The following is a 21,052-nucleotide window of genomic DNA, read 5'->3' on the forward strand; positions in this document are numbered from 1 at the left end:
CCGGCCGTGCGTGCTGACCTGCTGCGTGGCTGGAAGGTCCGGTTCGGCCTGGCCGTCCTCGCCTTCTTCGTGCTGCTGGCGATCTTCGGGCCGCTGATCAACGAGCACCTGCTGGGCGTCGACCCGCGGGCCAACGACCTCGACGCGATCGCCGCCCCGCCGAGCACCGAGCACCTGCTGGGGACGACGCAGTTCGGCCAGGACGTGCTGGCGCAGACCATCGCCGGCGCCCGCGGGTCGATGTTCGTCGGATTCCTCGCGGCGACCGTCGGCACGCTGATCGCGGTGCTCGTCGGCGTGCCGGCCGGGTACTTCCGCGGCTCGGCGGACAACGGGCTGAACTTCCTGACGAACCTGTTCCTCGTCATGCCGGTGCTGCCGCTGATCCTCATCGTCGCGGGCTACATGCAGGGCACCGGGCTGTGGATGATCGCGCTGATCGTCGGCCTGTTCGGCTGGTCCGGCGGGGCCAGGACGCTGCGGGCGCAGGCGCTAAGCGTCAGCAGCCGCGACTTCGTCCTCGCCATGCGGATGCTCGGCGAGCCGCACCGGCGGCTGATCTTCTTCGAGGTGCTGCCGCACCTCACCGGCTGGATCGCGGCGATGTTCCTGCACGGCATCATCGGCGGCGTCATGGCCGAGGCCGGGCTCGCCTTCCTCGGCATCTCCGACTCCGGCGCGATCAGCTGGGGCACCATGATCCAGGCCGCGCAGCAGCAGAGCGCGGTGCTGCGCGGCTTCTGGTGGTGGTTCGTGCCGCCCGGCCTGTGCATCGCGCTGATCGGCACCGCCGCGACGCTGGTGAACTTCGGCGTCGACGAACTGTCCAACCCCAAGCTCCGGCAGGCCCGGCGCTCGGTGGTCAAGCGGACCAGGACGCTGCGCGCGGCGGGGAGTGAGGCCTGATGACGGAGACCCTGTCCGGCACCGTGACGGACCCGGCGGCCGCGCCGTCCGACGTCGTCCTGGACGTCCGCGGCCTGAACGTCGAGTACGCCACCGCCGACGGTCCGGTGCGGGCCTGCGTCGACGTGTCGTTCGAGCTGCGCCGCGGCGAGATTCTCGGCGTCGCCGGCGAGTCCGGCTCGGGCAAGTCGACCTTGATCACCGCGCTGACCCGGCTGCAGCGCCCGCCCGCCGTCACGTCGGCGGGGCAGCTGCTGTACCACGGCCGCGACGGCGCGCCGCCGATCGACCTGGTGACGCTGTCCGGCCGCGAGCTGCGCCGGCTGCGCTGGACCACATTGTCGATCGTGCTGCAGAGCGCCATGGACGCGCTGAACCCGGTGATGCGGGTCGGCGCGCAGTTCGTCGACGCGCTGCGGACGCACGACCGGCGGCTGGACAAGCGGGCGGCCTGGGAGCAGGCCGCCGAGCTGCTCGGCATGGTCGGCGTCTCGGCCGACCGCGCCCGGGCCTACCCGCACGAGCTGTCCGGTGGCATGCGCCAGCGCGCCAGCATCGCCCTCGCGCTGGCCTGCCGGCCCGACCTCGTGGTGATGGACGAGCCGACCACCGCCGTCGACGTCGTCATGCAGCGCCAGATCCTGGCCCAGGTGCTGCGGCTGCGGCGCGAGCTCGGCTTCGCCGTCGTCTTCGTGACGCACGACCTGTCGCTGCTGCTGGAGCTGGCCGACCGCGTCGCGATCATGTACGCCGGGCGCATCGTCGAGCTGGGCACGGCGGCGTCGCTGTACGCGCAGCCGCGGCACCCGTACACCCGCGGGCTGCGCGACTCGTTCCCGCCGCTGCATGCGCCGCTGCGCCGGCTCACCGGCATCAGCGGCAGCCCGCCGGACCTGCGCCGCCCGCCGTCGGGCTGCCCGTTCCACCCGCGCTGCCGCGAGCGCTTCGACGGCTGCGACGAGCGGCTGCCGGTCCTGCGCGACGTCGGCGGCAACGACGTCGCCTGCCACCTGTACCCGGAAGGGAGCTGACCGCCATGGCGCCGGTGCTCGAGGCGCGCGACGTGTCAAAGCACTTCACCGTGCGCAGCGCGCTCGGCAGCTCGGCGGTCGTCCGGGCGGTCGAGGACGCGACCCTCGCGCTGGAGCCGGGCGAGATCGTCGCGCTGGTCGGCGAGAGCGGCAGCGGCAAGACGACGCTGGCCCGGCTGCTGTCGCGGCTCTACGAGCCGACCACCGGCGAGATCCGGCTGAACGGCACGCCGGTCGGCGGCGGCGGACGGCGAGCCGGCCGCGAGTACCACCGCGACGTCCAGCTGATCTTCCAGGACCCGTTCGGCTCGCTGAACCCGCTGCACCGCGTCCGCTACAACCTGGAGCGGGCGCTGCGGCTCCACCACGGCGTCCGCGACAAGGCCGAGCGCACCCGCCGGGTGGAGGAGCTGCTGGAACGGGTCAGCCTGACGCCGGTCGACCAGTTCATCGACAAGTTCCCGCACGAGCTGTCCGGCGGCCAGCGGCAGCGCGTCGTCATCGCCCGGGCGCTCGCCGTCGAGCCGAAGGTGCTGCTCGGCGACGAGCCGATCTCGATGCTGGACGTGTCGATCCGGCTGGAGATGCTCAACCTGCTGGACCGGCTGCGCACCGAGGACGGGCTGGCGCTGCTCTACATCACCCACGACATCGCCAGCGCGCGGTACCTGTGCGACCGGATCGTGGTGATGTACGCGGGCCGCATGGTCGAGGGCGGCCCGAAGGAGGACGTCATCGGGAACCCGCAGCACCCGTACACGAAGCTGCTGATCGACTCGTCGCTCGACCCGGCAAGGGCGGCCGGTGACCGGGCCGAGCTGTTCGGCGCCGACGCCGGCGAGCTGGGCGAGCCGCCGAGCCTCATCGACCCGCCGGCCGGCTGCCGGTTCCACCCGCGCTGCCCGGTCGTGATGGACGTCTGCCGCACCGAGGCGCCGCCGCGGACCGAGCTGCCCAATGGCCAGTGGACGCACTGCTGGCTGCAGCAACGCGACAAGAACCAGGGGGAGTCGTGACGACCCAGCGACGAGAACGGGCGCCGCGCCAGGCCGACGTCGCGCGGCTGGCGGGGGTGTCGCAGTCCGCGGTGTCGCGGGTGATCGGCGGCGACCCGGAGGCCGCCGCCCGCATCCCGGAGGACACCCGCCGGCGCATCCTCGAGGCGGTCAAGGAGCTCGGCTACGTGCCGAACCTGTCCGCCCGGAAGCTGCGCAACAAGACCAACCGGCTGCTCGGCGTGCACACGTTCGAGCCGGTGTTCCCGCACGCGCGCGAGAGCTTCTACTTCGAGTTCCTGCTCGGCATCGAGGAGCGGGCCGAGGAGATCGGCTACGACCTCGTGCTGTTCACGTCGACGGGAGCCAGCGACGGCCGCCGCCGGGTGTACCGCGACGGGACGAACCGGCTCAACGTCGCCGACGGCACCGTCCTGCTCGGCGTCGCGACGGACAAGGCCGACCTCGCCCGGCTGTGGCAGGAGGGCTACCCGTTCATCCACATCGGCCGCCGCGACGTGCCGGGCGCCGCGGACATCCCGTGCATCGTGCCGGACTACTTCGGCATCACCGGCGACATCGCCGGCCGGCTGGCCGCACTGGGCCACCAGCACGTCGCCTACCTGCGCGAGGACCTGGAGCTGGAGCCGTACGAGGACCGCCGGCGCGGGTACGCCGACGCCGTCGAGCGGCTCGGGCTGATCGACCGGTCGCCGGGCTTCCGCGGCGTCCCCGGGCTGGACGACGCCTGGCTCGACCAGCTGGCCGGCGGCCCCGAGACAGCGGTCGTCTCGGAGAGCGAGCGGCTGGCCGAGTCGCTGCTGCGCGGGCTGCGGGCGCGCGGCCGCGACGTCCCCGCCGACGTGTCGGTGGTCGTGCTCGAGGGCATCGGGCCGGACGCGTCGCTGCGCTGGGAGCACCTGGACATCCCGCGCAAGGAGATCGGCCGCATCGCCATCGACGCCCTGGTCGCCATCGTCGACGACCCGGACGCGCGCAACGAGAGCATCGTCGTCCCCTGCTCGATCGTCGACGGTGTCACCACCGCGCCCGCCCGACCCTGATCGCCGACCGAAGGAGCCCGCACCGCATGCCTGAACTCCAGACCGACGTCCTCGTGGTCGGGGGTGGGCTGGGCGGCGTCGCAGCCGCGCTCGCCGCCGCCCGGCTCGGCCATCGGGTGGTGTTGACGGAGGAGACCGACTGGCTCGGCGGGCAGCTGACCGCGCAGGCCGTGCCGCCGGACGAGCACCCGTGGATCGAGACGGCGCACACCGCCGCCGGCTACGCGGACCTGCGCCGCCGGGTCCGCGACTACTACCGGCGCAACTACCCGCTGACTCCGGACGCCGCGGCCGACCCGCTGCTCGACCCCGGCCTCGGCATCGTGAGCCGGTTCTGCCACGAGCCGCGCGTGGCGGTCGCCGTCCTGGACGAGCTGCTGGCGCCGCTGCGCGCGGCCGGCCGGCTCACCGTCCTGCTGGAGCACGCACCGGTCGCGGCGCACACCAGCGGCGACGAGGTCGACGCCGTCACGCTGCGCGACGCCCGCACCGGCGCCGAGGTCACCGTCGGCGCGAGCTACGTGCTCGACGCCACCGAGCTGGGCGACCTGCTGGAGCTGGCCGGCGTCGAGCACGTCATCGGCGCCGAGGGACAGGACGCGACCGGCGAGCCGCACGCGCCCGCCGTCGCCGACCCGCTGGACCAGCAGGCGGTCTCGTGGTGCTTCGCACTGGACCACCGGCCGGGCGAGGACCACACCGTCGACCGGCCGGCCGGCTACGACCACTGGCGCGACACGGTCGCGCCGTTCTGGCCCGGCCCGCAGCTGTCCTGGCGCGACGTCGTTCCGATCACCCTGCGCGAGCGCGAGTGGCGGCTGTTCGAGAGCAACCCGGGCGCGCAGGCGCCGTTCTCGCTGTGGCGGTTCCGCCGGGTGCTGGCCCGCGAGCAGCTGACCGGCGTCGACTCCGACGTCACGGTCGTGAACTGGCCGCAGATCGACTACTGGGAGCGCCCGCTGCTCGGCGTCGGGCCGGACGAGCGGGCGGCCGCGCTGGCGGCCAGCCGGGAGCTGTCGCTGTCGTTCCTGCACTGGATGCAGACCGAGGCGCCGCGCCCGGACGGCGGCACCGGCTACCCGGGGCTGCGGCTGCGCCCGGATGTCTCCGGCACCGCGGACGGCCTGGCGAAGTCGGCGTACATCCGCGAGTCGCGGCGCATCCGGGCCGAGTTCACCGTCCTCGAGCAGCACGTCGGCGTCGACGCCCGCCCGGACGGCGCGGGCAGCGAGGTGTTCGCCGACAGCGTCGGACTCGGCCGCTACCGCATCGACCTGCACCCCAGCACGGCCGGGCGGACCTACGTCGACATCGAGGCGTACCCGTTCCAGATCCCGCTCGGCGCGCTGATCCCGCAGCGGGTCGACAACCTGCTGCCGGCGAACAAGAACCTCGGGACCACGCACATCACCAACGGCTGCTACCGGCTGCACCCGGTCGAGTGGAGCATCGGCGCGGCGGCCGGCGCGCTGGCCGCGTTCTGCCTCAGCCACGGGCTGCCGCCGCGCAAGGTGCGCTCCGACCAGACCCATCTGGCGGACTTCCAGCGGCTGCTGACCGGGGCGCTCGGCGTCACCCTCGCCTGGCCGGACGAGATCCGCACCCACCGCGACTGAACGGATCCGCATGACTCTGATCGAGAAGCTGACGCTGGAGCAGAAGGTCCGGCTGCTGACCGGCGCCGACACCTGGGGGCTCTACGACGAGCCGGCGATCGGCCTGCGCCGCATGGTGCTCTCCGACGGGCCGTCCGGCATCCGCGGCGAGAGCTGGGACGACCGCGAGCGGGCACTCAACCTGCCGTCGGCGACGGCGCTCGGCGCCACCTGGGACGTCGACCTGGCCGAGCGGTACGGCGCGGTGCTGGCGGCCGAGGCCCGCCGCCGCGGCGTCGACGTCGTGCTCGGGCCGACCATCAACCTGCACCGCAGCCCGCTCGGCGGGCGGCACTTCGAGGCGTACTCGGAGGACCCGCTGCTGACGTCGCGACTGGCGGCGGCGTACGTGCGCGGCGTGCAGGACGGCGGCGTGGGCGCCTGCCCGAAGCACTACGTCGCCAACGACTTCGAGACCGAGCGGTTCACCGCCGACGTCGTGGTCTCGGACCGCGCACTGCGTGAGCTGTACCTGGCGGCGTTCGAGGACACCGTCGTCGACGAGCGGCCCTGGATGGTGATGGCCGCCTACAACTCGGTGAACGGCACGACGATGACCGAGAACGCGCTGCTGGGCTCGCCGCTGTGCGATGAGTGGGGCTTCGACGGCGTCGTCGTCTCCGACTGGTGGGCGGCGCGGACGACGGAACCGGCGGCCCGCGCCCGGCTGGACCTGGTGATGCCGGGGCCGGACGGACCCTGGGGCGACGCGCTGGTCAAGGCGGTGCGGGCGGGCGAGGTGCCGGAGGAGGCGGTCGACGAGAAGGTGCGGCGGCTGCTCCGGCTGGCCGAGCGGGTCGGCGCGCTGGACGGGTTCGCCGCGGCCGCCCCGCCGGTCGTCGGGGACGGGGCCGGGTTCGCCCGCGAGGTCGCGGCGGCCGGGACGGTGCTCGTCCGCAACGAGAACGAGCTGCCGTGGGACGCGGCGGCCCTGCGGTCGGTCGCCGTCATCGGGCACAACGCGCTGGCCGCCCGCACCCAGGGCGGCGGCAGCGCGCACGTCGAGCCGGAGCGGGTGGTGTCGCCGCTGGACGGCCTGCGCGCGGCGCTGCCGGACGCGGACGTGCGCTGGATGCTGGGCGCGGTCGTCCAGCCGGGCATCGAGCCGCTGCCGCTGGGTGCGCTGACCGACCCGGTCTCCGGCGAGCCCGGCGTCCGGCTGGTGGCCCGGGCCGCCGACGGGTCGGTCGTGCTGGACGAGAACCGCCGCACCGCGAACCTGTCCCGGCTCGGGTCGGCGCGGCTGGGCGCTACCACGACGCTGGAGCTCACCACCCGGTACCTGCCCGCGGCCGGCGGCGCGACACGGCTGGGCGTCGCGGGCGCCGGGACGGTCGAGCTGAGCGTCGGCGGCGCCGTCGTACTGGCGACCACCCTGGTCCACGCCGGCGAGGAGTTCGGCGGCGGGCTGGTGGCGCCGCCGTCGGCGACCGCCGAGGTCGAGCTGACCGCGGGCACGCCGGTGGACCTGCGGGTCACCGTCGAGCTGCCGCCGCGCGAGAACGCCGACAGCGGCGTCACGCTCGTCCTCGGCGCGGACCTCGCCACGGCCGACGCGGACACCGAGCTCGCGCGCGCCGCCGAGGCGGCGCGGGCCGCCGACGTCGCCGTCGTCGTGGTCGGCACCAGTGCGGAGGTCGAGCGCGAGGGCGCCGACCGCACGTCGCTGGCGCTGCCCGGCCGGCAGGACGACCTCGTCCGCGCGGTCGCCGCCGCGAACCCGCGCACCGTCGTCGTGGTCAACGCGGGCGCGCCGGTGCTGCTGCCATGGCGCGACGACGTCGCCGCGGTGCTGCTCACCTGGTTCGGCGGCCAGGAGTACGGACACGCGCTGGCCGACGTGCTGCTCGGGTTGGTCGAGCCGGGCGGCCGGCTGCCGACGACCTGGCCGGCCACCGAGGCGGGCGTGCCGGTCCTGGACACCACGCCGGTCGGCGGCGCCGTCCGCTACGACGAGGGCGTCCACGTCGGGCACCGCGCCTGGCTGCGGGCCGGCGCCGAGCCCGCGTACCCGTTCGGGCACGGCCTGGGCTACACGACCTGGTCGTTCGACGAGCTCGCGGCCGACGGCCGCGACGTCACCGTCAGCGTCCGCAACACCGGGACGCGGCCCGGCAAGCACGTCGTCCAGGTGTACCTGTCCCGCGCCGAGTCCGCCGTCGACCGGCCGGCCCGCTGGCTGGCCGGGTTCGCCGTCGTCGAGGCGGCGCCGGGGGAGGCGGTGACGGCGAGCGTGCGGCTCCGGCCGCGCGCGTTCGAGCACTGGGACGGCGGCTGGCGCACCGAGCCGGGCACGTTCACCGTGCGCGCCGGCTCGAGCGTCCTCGATCTCCCGCTCAGCACCGAGATCGTCGCGGGCTGAGCGGACCTGGGGGCCGGGAAGGAGGTCGAGGAGCAGCAAGACGGGGGTCCTGGGGCCGAACGAGTTCCGAAGGAGAAACGCATGTTCGGGAGATCACCGAGAACCGCCCTGCTCGCCACGGCGGCCGCGCTCGCGCTGGCGGGTGGGCTGCTCACCGGCGCCGCCGCAGCGCCGGCACCACAGGCGGACGGGGAGGCCGCGGCCGCACCTGCCGCCGCACTGCCGGCCCTGCACACGCAGGGCAATCGCATCGTCAACGCAGCCGGCACGCCGGTGACGCTGCGCGGCCTGTCCATCCTCGCGCCGGAGCAGAACGACGTCTGCACCGACTGCAACTCCAAGCCGATCAACGAGCTGATCGACATGACGATCAGCGACGGCTGGGAGTCCAAGGTGTTGCGGCTGCTGGTCACCGAGGTCCTGGGCAAGGACCTGGCGGCCTACGACGCCCAGTACATCCGGCCCTACGTCGACTACGCGGTGTCGAAGGGCCTGTACGTCATCATCGACCTGCACCTGGTGCGCAACTACGGCGACACCGCCGGCGCCGTGCCGCAGTCGCAGGTCAAGCAGTTCTGGGACTACATCGCGCCGCGCTACGGCAACAACCCGAACGTCCTGTTCGAGGTGTTCAACGAGCCGATCAACCCCGACAGCTGGGCCACCTGGAAGACCTACATCCAGCCCGTGGTCGACTCGATCCGGACCGTGTCGGACAACGTCATCCTCATGGGCAGCCCGGCCTGGAGCACCCGGCTCAACGGCGCCCGCACCAACCCGATCACCGGCGGGAACATCGCCTACGTCTACCACCTCTACCCGAACCAGGGCCCGGCGAGCGCGGCGAACCTCGACCCGAAGTTCGGCAACGCCGCCGCGGAGATCCCGGTCGTGCTCACCGAGTTCGGCTGGGACCCGGTGCAGCCACCGCACCCGGTCACCGGCGGGACGACGTCGGGCTGGGGGCTGCCGCTGCGGCAGTACCTCGACGCCCGTCCGCACATCGGCTGGACCGCCTGGATCTTCGACAACTTCTGGGCGCCGGTGATGTTCGACAAGAACTGGAACCTGCTCGGCGGCGAGCACCAGGGCGCGTTCGTCCGCGACTGGCTGGCCGGTGCGCCGGCGACGTCGCCGTGCAACACCCACCTGGCGCGCGGGGCGACCGCGACCGCGTCGTCGACGCTCAACGCGAACGCGGCGGCGGCGAGGGCCGTGGACGGGTCCTGCACCGACGACGGGCGCTGGATGTCCGCCGAGGGCGACGCCACCCCGACGCTGACGATCAACCTGGGCCAGTACCGCAGCGTCGACCAGATCGACGTCTACAGCGGCTACCGCTGGCCGGCCACGGTGGCCGACACCATCCTCGTCGACTTCCGGGTCGAGGCGCACACCTCGGCCGGCTGGGTGACGGCGGCCACGATCGCGGACAACACCAAGGCGGTCGTCTCGGTGGCCGCGCCGGCCGCCTCGATCGACCAGGTCCGTCTCGTCATCACCGACCCGTCGAACAACGCCGTCGACATCGCCCGGGTCTATGAGGTGGCCTTGCACTAGCCCACTCCATGGCGCGGGGCGGCGGGCACCCGCCCCGCGCCACCGCCGTCGAGAGGAACGGAATATGCATCGCTTCAGTGTCGCCGCGATCGCCGCCTCGGTACTCGCCCTGGCGCTCGTCTCCGCCGCCGCCCCAGCAGCTCCGCGTGGGCTCGAGCTCAGCACGCTGTCCGGGCGGGCGGACACCGTCACCGGCGTCGACACGCTGCTGCGTGTCGACGTGCCCCGGGACGTCCCGCTGCACCGGGTGACCGTGCGCCTCAACGGCGACGACGTGACCGAGGCGTTCGTCGCCGACCCCGCCCGGCGGACCCTCACCGGACTGGTCGACGGCCTGCGGCTCGGGCCGAACACGCTGGTCGCGAGCGCTCCCGGGCGCTACGGCGACCGCCTCGACGTCGTCAACCATCCGCAGGAAGGGCCGGTGTTCTCCGGGCCGCACCAGCAGCCGTACGTCTGCGAGACCGCGCAGTTCACCGTGCCGGTGATCGGCGGGACGCTCGGCCCGCCGCTGGACGAGCACTGCACCGTCGCGCCTCGGGTCGACTACTTCTATCGCACGACGGCGGGCGCGTACGCGCCGTGGCCGGACGGCGCGACGTCGTACCCGGCCGACCTGGCGAGTACGACCACGTCGGCGGGCGTGACCGTCCCGTTCATCGTCCGGATGGAGACGGACAGTGCCAACCGGGCCGTCGTGCAGACCAGCCTGCTGCACGACCCGCTGGGCGAGCCCGAGCCGACGCCCACGCTGCGGGCCGGCGGCTGGAACGGCCGGGCCGTCTTCACCCTGGGCGGCGGCTGCTCCGGTGGCTGGTACCGCTCCGGCGCCGGGACGGGCGGGGTCACCGACGCGTTCCTGCTGGGTCAGGGCTACGCGCTGATGTCGTCCTCGCTCAACGTCTTCGGCAACAACTGCCACGACCTCACCGCGGCCGAGTCGGCGATGATGACCAAGGAGCTGTTCGTCGAGCGCTACGGGCCGGTCGAGCACACCATCGGGTTCGGCTGCTCCGGCGGCTCGTACCAGGCGCACCAGATCACCGACAACTACCCCGGCATCTTCGACGGCATTGTCGTGGGCTGCTCCTTCCCCGAGGTCGGGTTCGGGACGGTCGACTTCATCAGCGACGCCTGGCTGCTGCACGAGTACTTCACCAACGACGCCACCCTGACGTGGTCGCAGGAGCAGCAGCGTCAGGTGGCGGGCTTCGCCACCTACGCCACGTTGCCGGCTATGGCGGTCAGCGCCGGGCGCATCGACCCGCGCCGGTTCTGCGGCGTCCTGCCGGCCGAGCAGCGCTACGACCCCGTCACCAATCCCGGCGGCGCCCGCTGCGACGTCTACGACCACGCGATCAACGTCTACGGCGCCGACCCCGAGACCGGGTTCGCGCGGCGGCCGCTGGACAACGTCGGCATCCAGTACGGGCTTGCGACCCTGAACGACGGCACCATCAGCCCGGAGCAGTTCCTGGAGCTCAACGAGCGGATCGGCGGCTTCGACGCCGACGCGAACATCGTGGCCGAGCGGACCGTGGCTGACCTCGATGCCACCCGCATCGCGTACCGGACCGGCCGGTTGACCAACGGCGGCGGTGGCCTGGCGGACGTCCCGATCATCGACTACCGGGCCTACTTCGACGACCAGCCGGCCGGCGACATCCACGTCCGCTACCACACGAACTCGCTGCGGGAGCGGCTGGAGAACGCGAACGGCACGGCCGCCAACCACGTCAGCCTGCTGGAGGACGCCCGCTACGGGCTGTTCAGCACCGGGAGCCCGCTGCTCCAGCACGCGATCACCCAGATGGACGCGTGGCTGACGACGCTCGCGGCGGACGACTCCGGCGCCGACCGCATCGACCAGATCGTCGCGGCCCGCCCGGCCGAGCTGGTGGAGGGGTGCATGACGCGGGCGGCCGCGCCGGAGTTCGTCGCCGAGACGCTGGACCGCGACCCGGCGGGGGAGTGCGAGCGGCTGTACCCGTCGGCCTCGTTCCCCCGTGAGGTGGCCGGCGAGAGCGTGGCGGCCGACGTCGTCAAGTGCCGGCTGAAGGAGCCGGAGCGCGACGACTACGCCGTCGAGTGGACGTCCGCGCAATGGGAGCGGCTGGCGACGATCTTCGCCGGCGGCGTGTGCGACTACACGGTCCCCGGCGCCGGGCAGCAGGGCCTCGCCGGCACCTGGCTGCGGTTCTGAGAGGAGCACACATGCACATCTCCGGTGTCGCCCCCGGCCTCGCGCAGGTCGCCGACCTCGGCCCGCCGCGCAGCGAGATCGGCATCGGCGCGCTGATGCCGTGGGCCGGGAAGCTCTACGTGCAGAACTACCTGTCGCACAAGCGGACCAGCGGCAGCGGGACCAGCCTGCGCCGCATCGACGCCGACTTCACCATGGAGGTGGTCCCCGAGGCGTTGGGCGTCGACGGGACCTACACGAACCGGTTCGTGCATTTCCCGTCGAACCAGCTGGTCATCGGCCCGCACGTGATCGACTCGGAGCACAAGATCCGGACCGTGCCGGAGCTGGAGCCGCTGCGGGTCTGCGGCACGTCGCGGCACCTGACCGACTCCGACCGCCTGGTCTACGTGCTGTGCATGGAGGGCGAGCTGTTCGAGCTGGACGTGCGGACGCTCGCCTGCCGGCAGGTGGCCGACCTCAACGACGAGCTCGGCTCGGCCGGCGAGTTCCGCGTCCACTACAAGGACTGCTACACCGCCTACGGCCGGCTGGTGGTCTGCTCGAACGAGTACCACGAGCCGGACTGGCGGGGCGAGCAGGCCGAGGGCCGGCTGGCGGAGTTCGACGGCGAACAGTGGCGCGTCCTGGAGCGCGCGCCGTACACCGCGATCGGCGGCCGGCACGAGTTCGCCGGGACGATCTTCGCCACCGGCTGGGACCGCGCGTCGGCGCTGCTGTCCGTCTACACCGACGCCGACGGCCGGTGGACCCGCTACCGGCTGCCGAAGGCGTCGCACACCTTCGACCACAAGTGGCAGACCGAGTGGCCGCGCATCCGCGAGGTCGACCACGAGCGGTTCCTGCTCGACCACCACGGCATGTTCTACGAGCTGTCGCCGTGGGCGTACGGCGGGCGGGTCTGGGGCGTGCGGCCGGTGTCGACGCACCTGTGGGTGCTCGGGGACTTCTGCTCGTGGCGCGGCCTGCTGGTGGCCGGCATGGACAACGCGTCGCCGAGCCGTGGGATGAGCCCGACGACGGCCGAGCCGCAGTCGGGGCTGTGGTTCGGCAAGACCGACGACCTGTGGGGGTTCGGCAAGCCGGCCGGCTGGGGCGGGCCGTGGTGGCTGGACGAGGTCCGCGCCGGCGAGCCGTCTGATCCGTACTTGATGACCGGGTTCGAGCACAAGTGCGTGCACCTCGAGAACGCCGGCGACGCCACCGCCCGGTTCACCGTCGAGATCGACGCCCACGGGCACGGCCGGTTCGCCGCGAGCCAGACGCTGGTCGTCGAGCCCGGCCAGACCGTCACGCACGTCTTCCCGACCGGGTTCAGCGCCCACTGGGTGCGCCTGGTCAGCGACACCGACACCGTTGCCAGCGCGCAGTTCTTCTACACCTGAGGATTCACATGAGCCAGGAACGTCCGCTGCTCGTCACCGAACCGGCCACCGCCGACCGTCCGTTCCGCACCGAGCACCTCGCCGCCGACCTCGTCATCGTCGGCGGGGGACTGGCCGGCAGCTGCGCCGCCGTCACCGCCGCCCGGGCCGGCATCCGGGTCGTGCTGGTGCAGGACCGCCCAGTGCTGGGCGGCAACGCCTCCAGCGAGGTGCGGCTGTGGGCGCTCGGCGCGACCGCGCACATGTTCAACAACAACCGGTGGTCGCGCGAGGGCGGGGTGCTGGACGAGCTCCTCGTCGAGAACACGTTCCGCAACCGCGAGGGCAACGCCGTCCTGTTCGACAGCGTGCTGCTGGAGAAGGTCGTGTCCGAGCCGAACATCACCTTGCTGCTGAACACCGCGGCGATCGCGGTCGAGAAGGACGGCGGCGACATCCGTTCCGTGACGGCGTTCTGCAGCCAGAACTCAACCCGCTACGAGCTGACGGCGCCGCTGTTCTGCGACGCGTCCGGCGACGGTGTGCTCGGGTACCTGGCCGGCGCGGCCTACCGGATGGGCGCGGAGTCGAAGGACGAGTTCGGCGAGCTGTTCGCGCCGGAGGAGTCCTACGGCGGGCTGCTCGGCCAGTCGATCTACTTCTACAGCAAGGACGTCGGCCAGCCGGTGACGTTCACGCCGCCGGCCTATGCGCTGACCGACATCACGAAGATCCCGCGCTGGCGCAGCTTCGACACCAAGGTGCAGGGCTGCCGCCTGTGGTGGATCGAGTACGGCGGCCGGCTGGACACCGTCCACGACACCGAGGCGATCAAGTGGGAGCTGTGGAAGGTCGTCTACGGCGTCTGGAACCACCTGAAGAACTCCGGGCAGTTCCCCGAGGCGGAGACGCTGACGCTGGAGTGGGTCGGGCTGATCCCGGGCAAGCGCGAGAGCCGCCGGTTCGAGGGCCTCTACCTGCTGCGCCAGCAGGACCTCGTCGAGCAGCGCCCGCACGACGACGCCGTCGCGTCGGGCGGCTGGTCCATCGACCTGCACCCCGCCGACGGCGTGTTCAGCGAGCACGCGGGCAGCAGCCACCTGCACACCCGCGGCGTCTACCAGGTGCCCTACCGCTGCCTGGTCAGCCGTGACGTCGGCAACCTGTTCCTGGCCGGGCGGATCATCAGCGTCTCGCACGTCGCGTTCGCCTCGACCCGGGTCATGGCCACCTGCGCGCAGCTCGGCCAGGCCGTCGGCATGGCGGCCGCGCTGTGCACTCGTTCGGCACTCGCGCCGGCCGATGTCGTCAAGCCGGACCGGATGCGCGAGCTGCAGCGCGAGCTGCTGCGGGCCGGGCAGCACATCCCGGGTCACCGGCTGGACGACCCGGACGACCTGGTGCGGAGCGCGACGCTGTCGGCGTCCAGCTCGTTCGTGCTGTCCGAGCTGCCCGCCGACGGCCCGGCTGTGCCGCTGGACGCGCCGCGAGCGCAGCTGCTGCCGGTGCCGGCCGGCCGCTGCCCGCGGATCGCGCTGACCGTCGACGTCGCCGCGCCGACGACCCTGCGGGCGGAGCTGCGCACCGGGAACCGGCCGGACGACTACACGCCCGACGTCGTGCTCGGCGCCCAGGAGTTCGCGCTCGAGCCGGGGCCGGCGCAGCGGATCGAGCTGGATCTCGATGTCACCATCGACGAGCCGCGCTACGTGTTCGTCGCGCTGATGGCCAACGACGACGTCGCGGTGCGGACGACGCTCACCCGGGTCACCGGCCTGGTGTCGGTCCGGCACCCGGGGACGCAGGAGGCCGACCCCGCCGTCGGGCGGCCCCGGGTGGAGTTCTGGACGCCGGAGCGGCGGCCCGGCGGGCACAACCTCGCCGTGACGGTGGACCCGCCGCTGCGCGCGTGGGACGTCGAGAACCTGCGCAACGGCCGTGCCCGGCCGGCCGCTCAGCCGAATGCCTGGGCGGCGGCGCGTGGCGACGCCGCGCCGGCCGCAACGCTGCGGTGGGCGTCGCCGCGGGTGATCGAGCGGATCGAGCTGAGCTTCGACACCGACTTCGACCACGCGCTGGAGACCGTGCTCTGGCCGCACCCGGAGCACGCGATGCCGTTCTGCGTGCGCGACTACCGCGTGCGCGCAGGAGGCACCGTGGTGGCGGAACGGAGTGGGAACCACCAGACCCGGGACACGCTGGTGTTCGACCCGCCGCTGGAGACCGACGAGCTGACCGTCGAGGTCGTCGCGAGCCACGGCGACGTGCCCGCGGCGGTCTTCGAGGTCCGCTGCTACGGAGGCCGCGCATGACCTCGTCGCTCACCGGCTACGCGCCGAGCGAGGGGACGCTGCCGCCGCGCGCCGCGTTCGCCTCGGACGCGCCGGTGCTCTCGCTGAACGGGGCGTGGCGGTTCCGCTGGTCGCCGTCCGTCCATGAAGTCGCCGAGGGTTTCGAGGAGCCGTGGTTCGACGACTCGGCCTGGGCGATCCTGCCGGTGCCGTCGCACTGGCAGCTGCACGGCTACGGCGCGCCCTGGTACACGAACTCGCCGTACCCGTTCCCGGTCGACCCGCCGCACGTGCCCGATGAGAATCCCACCGGCGAGTACCGGCTGACCTTCCGGGCGCCGTCCTGGAGCGGGCGGACGATCCTGCGCTTCGACGGCGTGGACTCGTTCTTCACGGTGTGGCTGGACGGGCACCGGCTCGGGTGGGCGACCGGCAGCCGGCTGCCGTCGGAGTTCGACGTCACCGAGCTCGTGCGGCCGGGTGCGGACCACGTCCTCGCCGTCCGGGTGCACCAGTGGTCGGCCGGCAGCTACCTCGAGGACCAGGACATGTGGTGGCTGTCCGGGATCTTCCGCGACGTCTCGCTGGTCGCCCGCCCCGTGGGGTCGGCCGACGACTTCGCGGTGCACGCCGACTACGACGGTGGTCTCGGGACGCTGCGGGTCGACGTCGACGGCGCCGCGCGCGTGCTGGTCCCGTCGCTGGGCGTCGACGCGGCGGCCGGCGAGGAGATCGCCGTCGGCCCGGTCGAGCCGTGGAGCGCGGAGTCGCCGCGGCTGTACGACGGCGAGCTGGTCACGGAATCCGAGCGGATCAGGCTGCGCATCGGCTTCCGCCGGGTGGAGATCCGCGACGGCGTGCTCACCGTCAACGGCACACGGGTGCTGTTCCGCGGCGTCAACCGGCACGAGTTCCACCCCGATCGTGGCCGGGCGGTGACCCGGCAGGACATGCTCGACGACGTCCTGCTGATGAAGCGGCACAACCTCACCGCCGTCCGGACCAGCCACTACCCGCCGCATCCGTACTTCCTGGAGCTGTGCGACGAGTACGGGCTGTACGTCGTCGACGAGTGCGACGTCGAGACGCACGGCTTCGTCTACGAGGACTGGCGCGGCAACCCCAGCGGCGACGAGCGCTGGCGGCCGGCGTACCTGGACCGCATGGCCCGGATGGTCGAGCGGGACAAGAACCACCCCAGCGTCATCATGTGGTCGCTCGGCAACGAGGCCGGCGCGGGCGCGAACCTGGCGGCCATGTACGCCTGGGCGAAGGAGCGGGACCCGTCGCGGCCGGTGCACTACGAGGGCGACCCGTCCTGCTCCGACGTCTACAGCCGGATGTACGCGTCGCACGCCGAGGTCGACGAGATCGGCCGCGGCGAGGGCAAGCCGTTCGTGCTGTGCGAGTACGCGCACGCGATGGGCAACGGGCCCGGCGGCCTGCGCGACTACCAGGACCTGTTCGAGCGGCATGAGCGCTGCCAGGGCGGCTTCGTCTGGGAGTGGATCGACCACGGCATCCGCACCCGCGACGCGTCCGGCCGCGAGTACTACGGGTACGGCGGCGACTTCGGCGAGCGGTTCCACGGCGGCAACTTCGTCGCCGACGGGCTGGTGTTCCCGGACCGGACGCCGTCGCCGGGGCTGGTGGAGCTGAAGAAGGTGGTGGAGCCGCTGCGCCTCACCTGGGGCGAGCGGCTGATCGTGGCCAACCTGCACGAGGTGCTGGACACGAGCCGGTACGCGTTCCGGTGGACGCTGACCGACGACGGCGCCGAGGTGGCGTCCGGGACGCTGGCCGTGCCCGTCGTGGCCGCGGGCGGGCAGGTGGACGTCGAGCTGCCGGCCCTGCCCGAGACGGCCGGCGAGGGGTGGCTGACGGTGAGCGCGGTGCTCGCCGCGGACACGCCGTGGGCGGCGGCCGGCCACGAGGTGGCCTGGGGGCAGGTGTGCGTGCGGGAGGCGCCGGTCGCGGCGCCCGCCGCGGCGCCGGTGGGGTCGCCGGGCGCCGCGCGGCTCGACCCGGTCACCGGCCGGTTGGCCGGCCTGGGCGGGCTGGACGTGACCGGTGCGGCGCTCGACGTGTGGCGGGCGCCGATCGACAACGACGCCAGCGGCATGGCCACCCTGGCGGCCACCTGGCGCGACCTCGGCCTGGACCGGATGACCCACCGCACCGACGCCGTCCGCGCCGACGGCGACGCGCTGGTCGTCGAGACCCGGGTGGCCCCGGCAGCGCGGACGTTCGCGCTGCGGGCCGTGTACCGGTGGACGCCGGCCGGCGACGACGCCGTCCACCTGGCACTGGGCGTGACCCCCGAGGGCGACTGGCCCGCCGACGTGCCGCTGCCCCGGCTCGGCGTGGTGCTCGAGTTGCCGGCCCGGTACGACCGCGTGACGTGGTTCGGGTGCGGGCCGGGGGAGGCGTACCCCGACTCCCGCACCGCCGCCCGCGTCGGCCGCTTCCACCGCGGGGTCGACGAGCTGCAGACGCCGTACGTGTACCCGCAGGAGAACGGCCACCGCACCGACGTCCGCTCGGCCTTCGTCCACGCCGCCGACGGCTCCGGCCTCGCCGTCGACGGTGCGGCGGTGTTCGGGCTGACCGTCCGGCGCTGGACGACCGCCGACCTGGAGGAGGCGCGGCACCACGCCGAGCTGCGCCCCCGCGACCGTGTCTTCGTCACGCTGGACCTCGCCCAGCACGGCCTGGGCAGCGCGTCGTGCGGGCCGGGCACGCTGCCGGCGTACCGGCTGGCCGTCGAACCGGCCGAGTTCGCCGTGACGCTGCGGTACCGGCCGGCGGTCAACTCCGGTTGAGGAAGCCGATCACCGTCGCCGTCCACCAGGCCAGCTGCGACATCGCGGCCATCAGCAGGCCGGCCCGCAGCAGCCGCCGCGACGGGAACGTGCGGGCGGCCAGCCGGCGGCTCACCGCCAGCGCCAGCACGCCGACCACGCCGGCGACGCCGACCATCCCGACCTTGACCAGCGTGATCGTCGACCCGTAGTCGGGCGAGAGGAGCATGCCGGACAGCATCAGCCCGCCGAGCCCCAGCCAGATCGGCACCGCGAGGGCGGTCGCCGTCGTCACGACCTCGCGCAGCGTGCCGTGGCCGAGCTGCCAGCGCAGGCCGAACCAGTCGACCGCCAGCACGCTGCCCAGCCCGAGCACCACGCAGGCCAGATGCACGAACTGCGCGACCCTGTGCACGATCGCCGGCGGCTCCACCAGCGCGCTGCCGACGACGACGCCGGCCAGCACGATCAGCGTCGAGAACGCCAGCGCCACCTCGGCCCTGGTGACGATCGGCTCGCGCTCCGGCGTCGCGACGACGACGGCGCCGGCCCCGGAGACCGCCGGCAGGGTGCCGGCGACCGCCGGGAGCGTCAGCGCCGCGCCGTCACTCGCAGGCCGACGCCGCAACCAGGAGCGCATGAGCGTCGTTGTAGGCGCCGATGTTCGCCGGGGCGGCCTCCCAGGAGGCGACCCAGAGGTCCTGGGCCGCGGCCGCGGTCATCTCGCCGTCGGCGTGCGCGGCCATCGCGTTGAGGTGGTTGGCCCAGTCCTGCAGCCCGGCGGTCGAGGCGGCGACGGCGGTGGTCATCGCGGTCTCTCGCTCGAGGCAGGCGGCGGCCTGGTCGAGGACGTTGTCCGGCGCGTCCTCGAGCGTGGCGAGGTCGCCGCAGCCGGGCAGCGCCTCGTACGCCTCCAGGGCGGCGGTGGCCTGGGCGACGTCGTCCGGGCCGGAGAGGCGGGTGCGCTTCCAGATGGCCTTCATGTCCTCCTGCGCGATGGTGCCGTTCAGCATGTCGGTGCGGGCCTGGACGTGCTCGCCCCAGTGCCCGATGCCGACTCCAGCGCTCGCGACGTAGGCGTCGCCTGCGGCGAGGCGGTCGACGCAAGCGTTGACGGTGTCGCGGGCGGCCTGGGCGATCTCGAACGAGCCGGTCGCCTCGCCGCGTGACGCCTCGCCGGCGGCGTCGGTGCGGGAGTCGTCGTCGGCGGCCACTGAGTCATCGCCGGTGTCGTCGCGGGTCAGCGCATTCACGCCGGCCCAGCCGAGCAGCGGCAGACCGATGACGAGTACGGCCGCGATGATGAGCCCAGCCGAACCGCGTCGTTGGCGCTTTCGTTGCCGTGGCAAAGGTGCCCCCCTTCAATCCCCGGGCATTTTTCCATATAAGCGTGATCAAATACATAGTCCGCCATATCAGCGGAGAATACGGACATATCGATCTTGTGAGCTGGGGATTCTCTGGTGTGGCGGGGTCGTCGCCAGAGGATTTCTTGATCATGATCGGGTGACGTTCCCGTTCGCGGTCCCTATTGCCGCAATCCGTGAATGCGGACTTGACGCATCGTGAAGATGGGGCGAAAGCGGACGCTGGAATTCACCGTCTGGACACGTCGGCGTCGCCTCGGCGCTGATCCGGGCGGACAGAGTGACGGCCGTGCGCATCCTTCAGGCCGCCAATTTCGTCGCGCCGCACTCAGGTGGGATCCGGACGATGATGGGGCACCTCGCCGACGGCTACGCCGCTGCCGGGCACGAGGTCGTGGCCGTGGTGCCGGGGGAGCGCAACGCGACCCGGGCCACGTCGTACGGACGCATCATCGAGATCGCCGCGCCCACCATCCCGTCCACCGGCGGGTACCGGATGATCACCAAGTGGCGCACCGTCGAGGACCTGCTCGCCATCATCGCGCCCGACCGCGTCGAGGTGTCCGACCGCCTGACGCTGGCCCGCATCGGGCAGTGGGCCGCACGCCGCAAGGTCCCGTCCGCCGTCTTCTCGCACGAGCGGCTCGACGCGCTGCTCCAGTTCCACCTCGGCCGGGCGCTGCCGACCAAGCAGATCGCCGACCGCTGGAACCGCAGGCTGGCCGAGTCGTTCGACACCGTCGTCTGCACCACGCAGTGGGCCGCCGAGGAGTTCGTCCGGCTCGGCGTCGACAACCTCGCGCACGTGCCGCTGGGCATCGACCTCGAGACCTTCCATCCGCGACGACGCGACCTGCGGCTGCGCGCGGAGCTGGCCCGCGGCGCCGACGTGCTGATCGTCACCGCCGTCCGGCTGTCGCCGGAGAAGCGCCCCGACCTGCTCGTTCCGATGGTCGACGAGCTGGTGAGGCGCGGCGCGAACGTGCGCATGGTCGTGTGCGGCGACGGCTCGGTCCGCGACATGGTCGCCGAGCAGGCCGAGGGCAAGCCCGTCACCATGGCCGGCTTCGTCAACGACCGCGCACACCTGGCCGCGGTGCTGGCCAGTGCCGATGTCGTCGTGGCGCCCGGCCCGTACGAGACGTTCGGGCTGGCCGCCCTGGAGGCGATGGCCAGCGGCACGCCGGTGGTCGCGAGCGCCCGCGGCGCGCTGCCCGAGCTGGTGATCGGCGGGTCCGGGCGGACCGCCCCGTCAGACCCCGTGGCGATGGCCGAGGCGCTGCTGGAGGTGGTCGCCGACGGCCCCGCCGCGAGGGGCGCGGCCCGCCGTCGTGCCCAGGATTTCTCCTGGTCGGATACCGTTGAGGGGATGCTTGCGGTACACGGTCTGGAAACCCGTGCGCCGCGGAGACTGTCGCTGGAAGCTACCAGGTCGTAACCTTCCTCCACCTGG

General features: G+C 73.1%; 14 protein-coding genes. 12 read left to right on the plus strand and 2 right to left on the minus strand.

What is annotated here, in order from left to right:
• Nucleotides 1-6: 6 nt before the first annotated feature.
• The 11 genes from BLV05_RS15275 (at nt 7) to BLV05_RS15325 (ending at nt 18,253) form a co-directional block, all read left to right on the plus strand.
• Complete coding sequence (locus BLV05_RS15275; protein ID WP_172860655.1) at nt 7-906, plus strand: ABC transporter permease; 900 nt, start codon at nt 7-9, stop codon at nt 904-906.
• Nucleotides 906-1,937, plus strand: coding sequence for an ABC transporter ATP-binding protein (locus tag BLV05_RS15280; RefSeq protein ID WP_046769887.1), 1,032 nt, complete (start codon nt 906-908; stop codon nt 1,935-1,937). The genes BLV05_RS15275 and BLV05_RS15280 overlap by 1 nt, the downstream gene beginning before the upstream one ends.
• A 5-nt stretch (nt 1,938-1,942) precedes the next feature.
• Nucleotides 1,943-2,953 (plus strand): ABC transporter ATP-binding protein, encoded by a 1,011-nt coding sequence (locus BLV05_RS15285; protein WP_046769886.1) that lies wholly within the window; start codon nt 1,943-1,945, stop codon nt 2,951-2,953.
• Nucleotides 2,950-3,996: a LacI family DNA-binding transcriptional regulator gene (locus tag BLV05_RS15290; RefSeq protein WP_046769885.1), complete on the plus strand. Its 1,047-nt coding sequence runs from the start codon at nt 2,950-2,952 to the stop codon at nt 3,994-3,996. The genes BLV05_RS15285 and BLV05_RS15290 overlap by 4 nt, the downstream gene beginning before the upstream one ends.
• 26 nt (nt 3,997-4,022) lie before the next feature.
• Nucleotides 4,023-5,612 carry an FAD-dependent oxidoreductase gene (locus tag BLV05_RS15295; RefSeq protein WP_046769884.1) on the plus strand — a complete coding sequence of 530 codons (1,590 nt, stop codon included), beginning with the start codon at nt 4,023-4,025 and terminating at the stop codon, nt 5,610-5,612.
• Nucleotides 5,613-5,622: 10 nt separating this feature from the next.
• Nucleotides 5,623-8,013 carry a glycoside hydrolase family 3 protein gene (locus BLV05_RS15300; RefSeq protein ID WP_046769883.1) on the plus strand — a complete coding sequence of 797 codons (2,391 nt, stop codon included), beginning with the start codon at nt 5,623-5,625 and terminating at the stop codon, nt 8,011-8,013.
• A gap of 81 nt (nt 8,014-8,094) precedes the next feature.
• Nucleotides 8,095-9,573: a cellulase family glycosylhydrolase gene (locus BLV05_RS15305; RefSeq protein WP_052762651.1), complete on the plus strand. Its 1,479-nt coding sequence runs from the start codon at nt 8,095-8,097 to the stop codon at nt 9,571-9,573.
• A gap of 64 nt (nt 9,574-9,637) precedes the next feature.
• Entirely contained in the window at nt 9,638-11,776 is a 2,139-nt protein-coding gene (locus tag BLV05_RS15310; RefSeq protein WP_046769882.1) for a DUF6351 family protein, read from the plus strand.
• A gap of 11 nt (nt 11,777-11,787) precedes the next feature.
• The gene (locus BLV05_RS15315; protein ID WP_046769881.1) at nt 11,788-13,161 is read left to right on the plus strand and encodes a hypothetical protein; all 1,374 of its coding nucleotides are present in this window, start codon (nt 11,788-11,790) and stop codon (nt 13,159-13,161) included.
• Nucleotides 13,162-13,169: 8 nt separating this feature from the next.
• Nucleotides 13,170-15,452, plus strand: coding sequence for an FAD-dependent oxidoreductase (locus tag BLV05_RS15320; RefSeq protein WP_046769880.1), 2,283 nt, complete (start codon nt 13,170-13,172; stop codon nt 15,450-15,452).
• Nucleotides 15,449-18,253, plus strand: coding sequence for a glycoside hydrolase family 2 TIM barrel-domain containing protein (locus BLV05_RS15325; RefSeq protein ID WP_046769879.1), 2,805 nt, complete (start codon nt 15,449-15,451; stop codon nt 18,251-18,253). Before BLV05_RS15320 ends, BLV05_RS15325 begins: the two co-directional genes overlap by 4 nt.
• Here BLV05_RS15325 and BLV05_RS15330 read toward each other — a convergent pair.
• Nucleotides 18,240-18,872, minus strand: a complete 633-nt coding sequence (locus tag BLV05_RS15330; protein WP_052762650.1) for a hypothetical protein — start codon at nt 18,870-18,872, stop codon at nt 18,240-18,242. The genes BLV05_RS15325 and BLV05_RS15330 overlap by 14 nt on opposite strands.
• Complete coding sequence (locus BLV05_RS15335) at nt 18,838-19,581, minus strand: hypothetical protein (protein WP_083421325.1); 744 nt, start codon at nt 19,579-19,581, stop codon at nt 18,838-18,840. The genes BLV05_RS15330 and BLV05_RS15335 overlap by 35 nt, the downstream gene beginning before the upstream one ends.
• Before the next feature lie 307 nt (nt 19,582-19,888).
• Between BLV05_RS15335 and BLV05_RS15340 the strand changes: the two genes are divergently transcribed.
• Nucleotides 19,889-21,037, plus strand: a complete 1,149-nt coding sequence (locus BLV05_RS15340) for a glycosyltransferase (protein WP_046769967.1) — start codon at nt 19,889-19,891, stop codon at nt 21,035-21,037.
• Nucleotides 21,038-21,052: the final 15 nt, after the last annotated feature.

The sequence above is a fragment of the Jiangella alkaliphila genome (assembly GCF_900105925.1).
Classification (GTDB): domain Bacteria; phylum Actinomycetota; class Actinomycetes; order Jiangellales; family Jiangellaceae; genus Jiangella; species Jiangella alkaliphila.